The 9,740-nt window shown below is 65.6% G+C and carries 9 protein-coding genes; 4 read left to right on the forward strand and 5 right to left on the reverse strand.

Features of this window, described 5'->3' with window-relative positions:
* The 3 genes from IV091_RS16610 to IV091_RS16620 form a co-directional block, all read left to right on the forward strand.
* Nucleotides 1-630 (forward strand): acetamidase/formamidase family protein (locus IV091_RS16610; RefSeq protein WP_293470367.1); only part of this gene is annotated, 630 nt, incomplete at its 5' end.
* A gap of 3 nt (nucleotides 631-633) precedes the next feature.
* A complete protein-coding gene (locus IV091_RS16615; RefSeq protein ID WP_293470368.1) occupies nucleotides 634-984 on the forward strand; it encodes a zinc ribbon domain-containing protein in 351 nt (116 codons plus the stop codon).
* A gap of 160 nt (nucleotides 985-1,144) precedes the next feature.
* Complete coding sequence (locus IV091_RS16620; RefSeq protein ID WP_293470369.1) at nucleotides 1,145-1,522, forward strand: DUF3597 domain-containing protein; 378 nt, start codon at nucleotides 1,145-1,147, stop codon at nucleotides 1,520-1,522.
* 122 nt (nucleotides 1,523-1,644) lie between these two features.
* Here the strand turns inward: IV091_RS16620 and IV091_RS16625 are convergent, their stop codons facing one another.
* The 5 genes from IV091_RS16625 to IV091_RS16645 all read right to left on the reverse strand — a co-directional run bounded on the left by IV091_RS16625 (nucleotide 1,645) and on the right by IV091_RS16645 (nucleotide 8,412).
* Nucleotides 1,645-2,130 (reverse strand): hypothetical protein, encoded by a 486-nt coding sequence (locus IV091_RS16625; RefSeq protein ID WP_293470370.1) that lies wholly within the window; start codon nucleotides 2,128-2,130, stop codon nucleotides 1,645-1,647.
* 130 nt (nucleotides 2,131-2,260) lie between these two features.
* Nucleotides 2,261-3,091: an urease accessory protein UreD gene (locus IV091_RS16630; RefSeq protein ID WP_293470371.1), complete on the reverse strand. Its 831-nt coding sequence runs from the start codon at nucleotides 3,089-3,091 to the stop codon at nucleotides 2,261-2,263.
* Between the two features lie 100 nt (nucleotides 3,092-3,191).
* Entirely contained in the window at nucleotides 3,192-5,798 is a 2,607-nt protein-coding gene (gene cphA / locus IV091_RS16635; RefSeq protein WP_293470372.1) for a cyanophycin synthetase, read from the reverse strand.
* On the reverse strand, nucleotides 5,798-8,074 hold the full coding sequence (gene cphA / locus IV091_RS16640; RefSeq protein WP_293470373.1) for a cyanophycin synthetase: 2,277 nt from the start codon (nucleotides 8,072-8,074) through the stop codon (nucleotides 5,798-5,800). The genes cphA (IV091_RS16635) and cphA (IV091_RS16640) overlap by 1 nt, the downstream gene beginning before the upstream one ends.
* Before the next feature lie 71 nt (nucleotides 8,075-8,145).
* On the reverse strand, nucleotides 8,146-8,412 hold the full coding sequence (locus tag IV091_RS16645; protein ID WP_293470374.1) for a hypothetical protein: 267 nt from the start codon (nucleotides 8,410-8,412) through the stop codon (nucleotides 8,146-8,148).
* 9 nt (nucleotides 8,413-8,421) lie between these two features.
* Here IV091_RS16645 and IV091_RS16650 point away from each other — a divergent pair.
* Nucleotides 8,422-9,740: ABC transporter transmembrane domain-containing protein (locus IV091_RS16650; protein ID WP_293470375.1), on the forward strand; the 1,319-nt coding region annotated here is incomplete at its 3' end.

Consider the following 9,740-nt stretch of genomic DNA (forward strand, 5'->3'; position numbering starts at 1 on the left):
GGGCCGGCACGCGACAAGGCGGCGGCCGAAGGCGCCCGCACGGTGCCGCCGCGCGAGCACGGCGGCAACTGCGACATCAAGGATTTGTCGCGCGGCTCCAAGGTTTTCTTTCCCGTGTATGTGGACGGCGCCGGACTGAGCGTGGGCGACCTCCATTTCAGCCAGGGCGATGGTGAAATCACTTTCTGCGGCGCCATTGAAATGGCCGGCTGGGTGCACATGCGCGTCAGTCTCATCAAGGGCGGCATGGTGAAGTACGGCATCAAGAACCCGATTTTCAAGCCCAGCACCATCACGCCCAACTACAAGGACTACCTGATCTTTGAAGGCATCTCGGTGGACGAGCAGGGCAAGCAGCATTACCTGGACGTGAACGTCGCTTACCGCCAGGCCTGCCTGAACGCGATCGAGTACATGACCAAGTTCGGCTACAGCCGCGCGCAGGCTTACTCCATTCTGGGGACGGCGCCGGTCCAGGGCCACATCAGCGGCGTGGTCGACATTCCCAACGCCTGCGCCACGCTGTGGCTGCCGACCGAGATCTTCCAGTTCGACATCAACCCGTCCGCTGCCGGACCGATCATCCACCTTGACGGCAGCATCAACATGCCGATTTCACAGGACCGCTGAACCATGCCTACCTACGACTATGCCTGCGCCGCCTGCGGCCAATTTGAAGCCGTGCGCCGCATTGCCGAGCGCGACGCGGCCTGCGCCTGTCCGTCCTGCGGGGCCAGCGCCCGCCGGCTGGCTGTGGGCGCGCCTGGCCTGGCGCATCTGCCTGCCGATACGCGCAAGGCGATGGACATCAACGAGCGCGCGCGCCATGAGCCGCGTTCTTCCAGCGAGGGCAGCTACGGCAGGATGCGGCATCCGTCGGGCTGCGGCTGCTGCTCCTCGGGGCGGCGCAACAGCACGACCGTGACAGCACCGAATGGCGCCAAGGCATTTCCCACCAAGAGGCCCTGGATGATCAGCCACTGACCTGGCTTTGCACGGGCAACCCTGCCGTACGCAACCCGGCGGATTTTTCCGGGCTTTAAAAAGCCGGTTTTCCTACAGGGCAACGCGCCGGTTTCTTCCGGGTCACAGGCGCCAGGGACCCTACGATGAGGGCTTCTACACTTCCTTGATTGGATTGACCATGAGCATCCTCGGTAATATCTTTCGCAAAATTTTCCCTTCTGCTGAAGCTGCCACCACCACCGCGCCAGCACCTGCCGGAACCCCTGCGGGCACCACGGCCTCAGCGCCTGCCATGCCAATGGTCGATGTCGAGGCGGTATTGAACGACATGGCCAGGTCCAATCCCGAAAAGCTCAACTGGAAGACGTCCATCGTCGACCTGATGAAACTGCTGGGCCTGGACAGCAGCCTGAGCGAGCGCAAGGAGTTGGCCAAGGAACTGGGCTACAGCGGTGACACCAGCGACAGCGCTGCCATGAACATCTGGCTGCACCGTCAGGTCATGAACAAGGTGGCGGCCAACGGCGGCAAGGTGCCGGCTGACCTGAAAGACTGAACGTGCGGGCCGCCTTTGCGGCCCCTTGACTTTGCGTGCAAGACATAAAAAACGGGCTACCCCACATGCAGTGGTGTAGCCCGTTTCGCTTGTGTGGAGCCGCCGCAGCAGCTGCGCCGCGTTTATTTGGCGGCTGGAGCCGGCGTCGTGTCAGCGGGCGCCTTGTGTTCAATGGTGATCGAGCCGTTACTGGACGGCTGCACCACGGTTTCGACCTGGCGCACCACGCCGCCGCCTGCGACGCTGCCGCTGGTGCTGCCGTAGCCCATGATGCGGGCTTCGCAGGCGATCTGGTCCTCGCCTTTCAGTACTTCGCAGCGCTTGAGCGCATTGGCTTCAAACTGGCCGCCGGCATTGTCGAGCTTGCCGCTGCGCTTGTCGGCGGCGGCGTTGTTGGCTTCGCGCATGCAGGTCACGAAATCCTGCTGGGTCATGCCGTTGTGGCAGGCGGCTTTTTCGCGCTGGGTGTTGCCCGAGGCGTCAATACCCGTGGTGCCTGAAGCGACTTGCGCCGAGGCAGCGCTGACAGCGAGCAGGGCGCTCAGGCCGATCAGGGCCATGCCTTTGCGAAGGAATGCGGTTTTTCCGGAGTGAAGGCTTGAAGTCATGTCGATATCCTGTGTTGAGACCATGACTACAGTCTAGAAACGACGGGCCCCGGGCGATGAAGTCCAACGCCCTCGCGCCGGCGGGCCGAGCGGCGGGTATCTGTGTAGGACAGTAGCCCTCGGAGGGCCTTCAAACCGACCAGATGCGCGGACTGGGCGCCGCCTGGTTCCAGAAATGGCCGCGCCAGACTTTCCAGACTTGCTTGAGCAGGTCCATGGCCGGCTCCACCATGGGCGCCAGCACCCGCACCACCACGATCTGCCCGTCCGGGCTGGTGGCACCGGCCGCGCCTGACAAGGCATGGGCATCAATGATTTGGCGCGCGGCGTCCAGTGCCTGCTCCCGGCGCTGGCGTGCCAGCTTGCTGCCGGCCACAAAAAACAGCGACGCGATGCAACGATGGCCGGCCATGCCCAGCGGGCTGTCCAGCAGCAGGGTGTCCGAGGCCTTGATGCGCGCGCGTTCCAGCCACACGCCGGGCACCTCGATGTGCTGGCTGAAGTGGCCTTGTGCAAACGGCTGCTGGGCGGCGGGCAGGCCGAAGGCGGTGACGTCCCAGCCCATCAGTTCGGCGCCGGGCGCTAACTGCAGGGTCAGCCGGTTTTCAGCCAGGCAGCCGCTGTAGGCAATGGTTTCCAGCGGCAGCCACTCCATGCGGGCGCCAGCGTCCAGGGTGATGCGGGTGCGCTGCAGCGCGGGCTCGCCCTGGGAGCGGTAAAAGCGCGTGGCGCCGGGCGTGGTGACCAGGCCGTGGGCGCCAGCGCCCACGGTGAATGTCAGGTCCAGCGTGTCGCCGCCCACCAGCCCGCCGGGCGGATGCACGATGACGTTGTGGCAGATGGCCTGGCCTTCGGGGTACAGGCTTTGCAAAATGCGCAAGGGGCCGTCGTGGCGAAAGTGGGCCACGGTCTTGTCGGCGTGCCGGGTGTAGTCGAGCGCTAGTGATGCATTCCAGGTCATGGCCCGAGTTTAACGCGGGCCATGCACTTCAACTGCTATAAATACGATAGCCATAGTGGCCCGAAGCATAAGGGCCGGAGCCACTATTTTCCCGTGGATATCAGGCGGCGGCTGCCTTTTCTCTGGCTTGCTTGACGCGCGCCGCAAGATGCTCGAGCGCTTCCTGCACCTGGTCCACCAGGATCAGGCACAGGTCGCCTGGCTGCAGGCGCGCCAGCGCCGTGTCAATCGCCAGAAACTCGCCGTGCACTTCATCGATGCGCCGGGTCCGGCTGGCCTTGTGCGGGCCTTCCAGTCCCTCGCGCAGCAGCGCCATCACCTCGCCGTCGGCCCGGCCGCGCTGGGCCGCATCCTGGTAAAGAATGACGTCGTCGAACGCCGATCCCAGAATGACCGTCTGGTCACGGATGTCGCTGTCGCGCCGGTCCCCGGCACCACTGATCACCACGCTTCGGCGCTGCGCGGGTGTGGCGGGCATGGCGTTGACGGCGGCCACCAGCGCGCGCATGGCGTCGGGGTTGTGGCCGTAGTCGGCAATCACGGTGGCGCCGTGGTAGTCCATCACGTTGAAGCGGCCCGGCGCGTTGTGGGCGTCGGTCACAAAGCTGGCCAGTCCGCTTTTAATCGTCTCCCAGTTGACCCCCACGGCCCAGGCGGCCGCCACGGCCGCCATGACGTTTTCTACCTGGAAGGCGATGCTGCCGCCCCGCGTGACGGGAATGCCCTGCAGCGCAATGCGCTCCACCCAGGTGCCTTCGGCCGCGACCAGCATCGCGCCGTCGACAAAGACGACCCGCTTGCCCTGCGCACGGTGCGTGGCCATGAGCGGGTGGTGGCGGTCGGCGGCAAAGAAGATCACCTTGCCGGGACAGCCTGCGGCCATCTGCGCCACGATGGGGTCGGCGGCGTTGAGCACGGCGTGGCCGGTGTCGGACACGTTTTGCACGATCACGCGCTTGAGCACGGCCAGGTCTTCCACCGTGGTGATGTAGTTCAGCCCGAGGTGGTCGCCCGTGCCCATGTTGGTCACCACAGCGACTTCGCAGCGGTCAAAGCCCAGGCCTTCGCGCAGCACGCCACCGCGCGCCACTTCAAATACGGCGGCATCCACGTCGGGATGCATCAGCACGTTGCGCGCGCTTTTGGGTCCGCTGCAGTCGCCGCTGTCGGTCTGCCGGCCATTGATATACACGCCGTCGGTGTTGGTCATGCCGGTGCGCAGGCCCTGCGCGGTCAGCAAATGGGCAATCAGGCGCGCTGTGGTGGTTTTGCCGTTGGTGCCGGTCACGGCCACCACCGGCACGCGGCCGTTGTCGCCAGCGGCGTACAGCTCGTTGATCATGGCCACCCCCACCGCGCGGCCCTTGCCGTAGGACGGCGAAATATGCATGCGCAGGCCGGGTGCGGCATTGACTTCCACCACGCCGCCGCTTTGCTCTTCGAGCGGGCGCAGCATGCTTTCGCAGACCACGTCGACGCCGCAGATATGCAGGCCCACCATTTGTGCGGCCGCCACGGCGCGTGCCGCCACGGCGGGGTGCACATCGTCGGTCACATCGGTCGCGGTGCCGCCCGTGCTCAGGTTGGCATTGTTGCGCAGCACCACGCGCTGGCCCTTGGGCGGAATCGATTCGGGCGTGAGCCCCTGCACGTCCAGCCGCGCCACGGCGATCTCGTCAAAGCGGATTTTGGTCAGCGAGGTGGCATGGCCTTCGCCGCGCCGGGGGTCCTGGTTGACGATGTCGACCAGTTCGCGCACCGTGTGCTGGCCGTCACCCACCACCTGCGGCGGCTCGCGCCGCGACGCTGCGACCAGCTTGTCGCCCACCACCAGCAGCCGAAAGTCGCTGCCGGGCAAAAACGTCTCCACCATGACCTGGCCGTAGTCGGCCGCTGCACGGTAAGCGATTTCAAGGTGTTCGCGGCTGGCGATATTGACCGTCACGCCCTTGCCCTGGTTCCCGTCCTGCGGCTTGACCACCACCGGCAGGCCAATCTCAAGGGCCGCGGCCCAGGCATCGCCCGCATCGCTGACCGGTCGGCCTAACGGCACCGGCACGCCGGCAGCGCGCAACAGCTTTTTGGTCAGGTCTTTGTCCTGCGCAATCGCCTCGGCCACGGCGCTGGTGGCGTCAAGCTCGGCCGCCTGGATCCGCCGCTGGCGCGCCCCCCAGCCAAACTGCACCATGCTGCCCTTGGTCAGGCGCCGGAACGGAATGCCGCGCGCCACGGCCGCATCGACAATCGCGGCGGTGCTGGGCCCCATGCGTTCGTCTTCGTCGAGCTCGCGCAGCCGGGCAATGGCTGCATCCAGGTCAAACGCGGTCTCGTGCAGCGCAGCGAGAACCAGCGCCTGCGCCAGTTCAAACGCCAGCCGGCCGACGGCCTCTTCGCTGTACTCGACCACGACCTGGTAGGTGCCGGTATCAACAGTGGCCGCAGTGCGGCTGAAGGTCACCGGGCAGCCTGCGGCCGCCTGCAATTCAAGCGCGGCCGCTTCCAGCACATGGGCCAGCGACAAGGTGCCCGCATGGCCGTTCTGGCGCAGCGCCGCCATGCCGGGAAACAGCGCGCGCAGGCGCTGCTCGAAACCGGGCAGGCTGCTTGCCGCGCATTCGGGCGGCGTGCAGGTCACGATGGCTTCAAGAGCCGTGTGACGGCTCCAGAGATTGGGCCCGCGCAGGGCCCGGATACGGGAAACTTCCATCAATCTGCCCTCCCGGCAGGTGTTTTAGCGGACTCTGAGGCTTGCGCAGCATTAACATTAAAAGCTTCTATTCCCGCACCAATCAGGTCGAGCGGGATTCCCAGCGCCCAGGCGGCGCCCACGGCGGCCAGCAGCGTTTCTTCGGTCATTTTTCGATACGCGTTGCGATTGCGCCAGGGCGTCAGCTTGCCCAGCGCCGGCAAAAAGGATTCGGTGTCGCCGGTGGCCAGCACCACCTGGTCCTGGCGGACAAACAGGGCGCGCCCATTTTTGCTGCGGTGCGCGGACATGGCCGCCGCGTCGGGGCTGGCGCTGTAGAAAATGACTTCGCCATCGCACAGCGCGCCCATGTCCGCCACGCGTGCATGCGTGGCATTGAGCACGGCGGCACCCCCGGGCAGCACCACGTCCACTTGCGAGCGCATGACCTTGAACATCTGATCGTCTTCGGTGATGTCGAATTCCGCCAGGCCAGAGGCGCCGCCGAGGTCGGTGACCACGCCGATCTGGCAGCGGTCATAGGCCAGGCCGGTACGCAAAATAGTGTCTGCGCCGTTCTCACATACGGCCGCCTGCACGGCCCGGTTGATCAGCAGGCGCTGGCCCGCTTCCCAGTGCGTGCAGTCGCTGGTCTCGACGTGGCGCTGATCCAGGAAAAGTCCGTCGCGGCAAGCCAGGCCGGTGTAGCGGCCCGACAAGTGAAGCAGCCAGGCCACCAGGCGCGCCACGCACGTGGTGCCCGTGGACCCGGCAATGCCGACCACCGGAATGCGGCCGCTCAGGCTGGGCTGGCCGTGGTGAATGGCTTCGTTGGTTTCCGTGGGGAGTGGAAACAGGTGCTCGCAGATGGCGCGGCCCACCGGGCGCGGCGTGCCTTCAGCCGGTTTGAGGTGCATCAGCAGACCGGGGCCGGCGTTGACTTCGACAATCGCGCCGCCCTGCGCATGCAGCGGGCGCGAGATGTCCTGCGCCACCACATCAATGCCGGCAACGTCCAGGCCCACGATGCGCGCGGCCAGCGAGACGATGTAGTCGACCTCGGGGTGAACCTCATCGGTGCAGTCGACGGCGACATTGCCGTTGCGCTGGACCACCACCTCGCGCCCGGCGGCCGGAATGCCGTCGGGGGTGAAGCCCTGCCGCTGCAATTCGAGCACGATGGCGGCATCAAGGGCCGTGTCGATCAGGCCGAGCGGAAAGTCTTCGCCCGCGCCGCGCCGGGGGTCGGTGTTGAGCTGCGTGTCAATCAGCTGCCTGACCGTGTGTTGCCCGTCGCCGGTGATCAGCGCCACCTCGCCGCGCGCGGCGGCCACCACCCGGCCACCCACGACCAGCAGGCGGTGTTCATGGCCGCGCACATAGCGCTCGACGATGACTTCGGTGCCCTCGGGCTCGGCCACCTTGAAGGCCGCGTGAACTTCCTCCTGCGTGTTCAGGTCCAGCGACACGCCCCGTCCATGGTTGCCGTCCGAGGGCTTGACCACCACCGGCAGGCCGATGTCCTGCGCCGCATCCCAGGCCTCGTCGGGGCTGCTGACAATGACCCCCTCTGGCACCGGCACGCCGCAGGTGGCCAGCAGGCTTTTGGTCAGGTCCTTGTCGTGCGCAATGCCCTCTGCAATGGCGCTGGTCAGGTCGGTTTCGGCGGTCCAGATGCGGCGCTGGCTGGCGCCATAGCCCAGTTGCACCAGGTTGCCGTCGTTCAGGCGAATGTGGGGGATGCCCCGGGCGGTGGCCGCCACCACAATGGACGCCGTGCTGGGCCCCAGGTAACAGTCATCCACCTGGGCGCGAATGGTGGCGACGGCGGCCTGGACCTCGGCCTGGCCGTAGGGCTGAAGGGGGGCGGGGTGGATGGCCGCCATCAGCAGCCGGTGGCCCTCGGCCAGCGCGCTGCGCGCCACCTGCTCGTCCCGGGCCCTGAACACCATGCGGTACACGCCGCGCCGGGAAGTGCTGCGCGTCTGGCCAAAACCCGTGGGCATGTCGGCCAGGTTCAGCAGCTCGATCACCACATGCTCCAGCACATGGCCGGCCCAGGTGCCTTCTTGCAGACGCTGCAAGAAGCCGCCGCGCTCGCCCACGCCGCAGTGGTGTTCACCGAGGGCCGGCAGCAGGGCCAGCAGCCGGTCGTTGAAGCCGGGCAGCAGGTGGCTGGGACAGTCTTCCAGACTGCCCAGGTCCAGCCAGACCTCCAGCACGGCCCGATAGGTCCAGATGTTGGGTCCGCGCAGGTAATTGATACGCAGTAGCTTGATGTCGTCCTGTTTGCTCATGTTTTGCAAAATTTTCGGGTCAACCGGCGCGTCCGGTGAAACGTTTCGATGCTGGGCCGGAAATGCGGGTGTCAGGCAATGCCGGTAATGGAGGTTTTGAAGAAAATCTGCCGATTCATTGATAAGTTCGTATACCCAAGTGTCGACAGTTTGCGAAACTTCGATTGTGCCGCTTGCGCCGTTTTAAAAATTGGAAAAGCGTAAACAAAAAATATGCAGGCCCGGCTTCGGTGAAAATCGACGTTCCGGCTCAACGCGCACGCTGCCTGAGTCAGCCCATGCGCCAGGCCTGTAAGCCACCACCACGCCGCGCCAAGTACCGGATTCCAGGAATTCATAAGCACACCATGCAACACAAGCACCCGTTGGGCGACCCCCGCCATACCGACCCTGCGCTGGCAGAACTTCGTTCACAACTTTTAATTGCTGAGAACGTTTTGTGCACGCTGTCGGTTGACCTGGATGCACAACTTCGTTTTGCCCAGGGCCTGCTGGCCCTGACCGATCGCCGCCTGCTGGCGCGCGGCCCCGATGGCCGCTGGATGAGTTGGGCGACACGCGACGACGCAGGTGTCCCGCTGCCGGGCCTGGAACTTCGCCATTTTGACCACGCTGGCGTGGGAACGATCGCGCTGGTGGCTACGCCGGACGCGGGCGCACCCCAGCGGCTCGCGAGCTGGCGCTTCACCCTCAAGGGCAATGTGCAGGCGCTGCGCCTGGTCCGGTTGTTTGTGCAGCAGCAGGCCCAAGCTGGCGCGGGTGCTCCGGCGCCCGGGCTGGCCGACGAGGTGGCGCTGTGCCCGGAGTGCGATTTGCCGCTGCCGCCGGACAGCGAAGTCTGTCCGGCCTGCGCCCGCGCGTTGCACACGCCGCCTTCAACCTGGGTGCTGCTGCGGCTGTGGCGTTTTGCCCATCCTTACCGCTGGCAGCTGTTGACCGGCTTCCTGCTGACGCTGGCGTCCACGGCGGCCACGCTGGTGCCGCCGTACCTGACCATTCCGCTGATGGACGAAATCCTGATTCCGTTTCAGAACGGCCAGCAGATCGAATCCGGCAAGGTCGGGCTGATTCTGGGCAGCCTGCTGGGGGCGGCCGTGCTGGGCTGGGGGCTGAACTGGGCCCGCACCTACGTGCTGGCGCTGGTGTCCGAGCGCATAGGCGCCGACTTGCGGACCGCCACGTTCGACCACCTGCTGGACTTGTCGCTCGACTACTTTGGCGGCAAGCGCACCGGCGACCTGATGTCGCGGATTGGTTCGGAAACCGACCGGATTTGCGTGTTCCTGTCCCTGCACGCGCTGGACTTTGCCACTGACGTGCTGATGATCGTGATGACCGCGGCTATCTTGTTTTCGGTCAACCCGTGGCTGGCGCTGGTGACCTTTTTGCCTTTGCCTTTCATCGCCTGGATGATCCATGTGGTGCGCGACCGGCTGCGCACCGGCTTTGAAAAGATAGACCGCGTCTGGTCGGATGTGACCAACGTGCTGGCCGACACCATCCCCGGCATTCGCGTGGTCAAGGCCTTTGCCCAGGAAAAGCGCGAGGCGCAGCGTTTTCGCGAGGTCAACCAGCTCAACCTGGCGGCCAACGACAAGCTCAACAAGACCTGGTCGCTGTTCACGCCCACGGTGTCGCTGCTGACGGAAGTCGGCCTGCTGGTGGT

Origin of the sequence: Polaromonas sp., assembly GCF_018780625.1 — a bacterium.
Classification (GTDB): Bacteria; Pseudomonadota; Gammaproteobacteria; order Burkholderiales; family Burkholderiaceae_C; genus Polaromonas.

What these genes read in the sequence shown, in the direction of transcription:
- IV091_RS16615 (WP_293470368.1), top strand. Translation starts at nt 634, where the DNA reads ATGCCTACCTACGACTATGCCTGCGCCGCCTGCGGCCAATTTGAAGCC.
- IV091_RS16620 (WP_293470369.1), top strand. Translation starts at nt 1,145, where the DNA reads ATGAGCATCCTCGGTAATATCTTTCGCAAAATTTTCCCTTCTGCTGAA.
- IV091_RS16625 (WP_293470370.1), bottom strand. Translation starts at nt 2,130, where the DNA reads ATGACTTCAAGCCTTCACTCCGGAAAAACCGCATTCCTTCGCAAAGGC.
- IV091_RS16630 (WP_293470371.1), bottom strand. Translation starts at nt 3,091, where the DNA reads ATGACCTGGAATGCATCACTAGCGCTCGACTACACCCGGCACGCCGAC.
- cphA (WP_293470372.1), bottom strand. Translation starts at nt 5,798, where the DNA reads ATGGAAGTTTCCCGTATCCGGGCCCTGCGCGGGCCCAATCTCTGGAGC.
- cphA (WP_293470373.1), bottom strand. Translation starts at nt 8,074, where the DNA reads ATGAGCAAACAGGACGACATCAAGCTACTGCGTATCAATTACCTGCGC.
- IV091_RS16645 (WP_293470374.1), bottom strand. Translation starts at nt 8,412, where the DNA reads ATGAATTCCTGGAATCCGGTACTTGGCGCGGCGTGGTGGTGGCTTACA.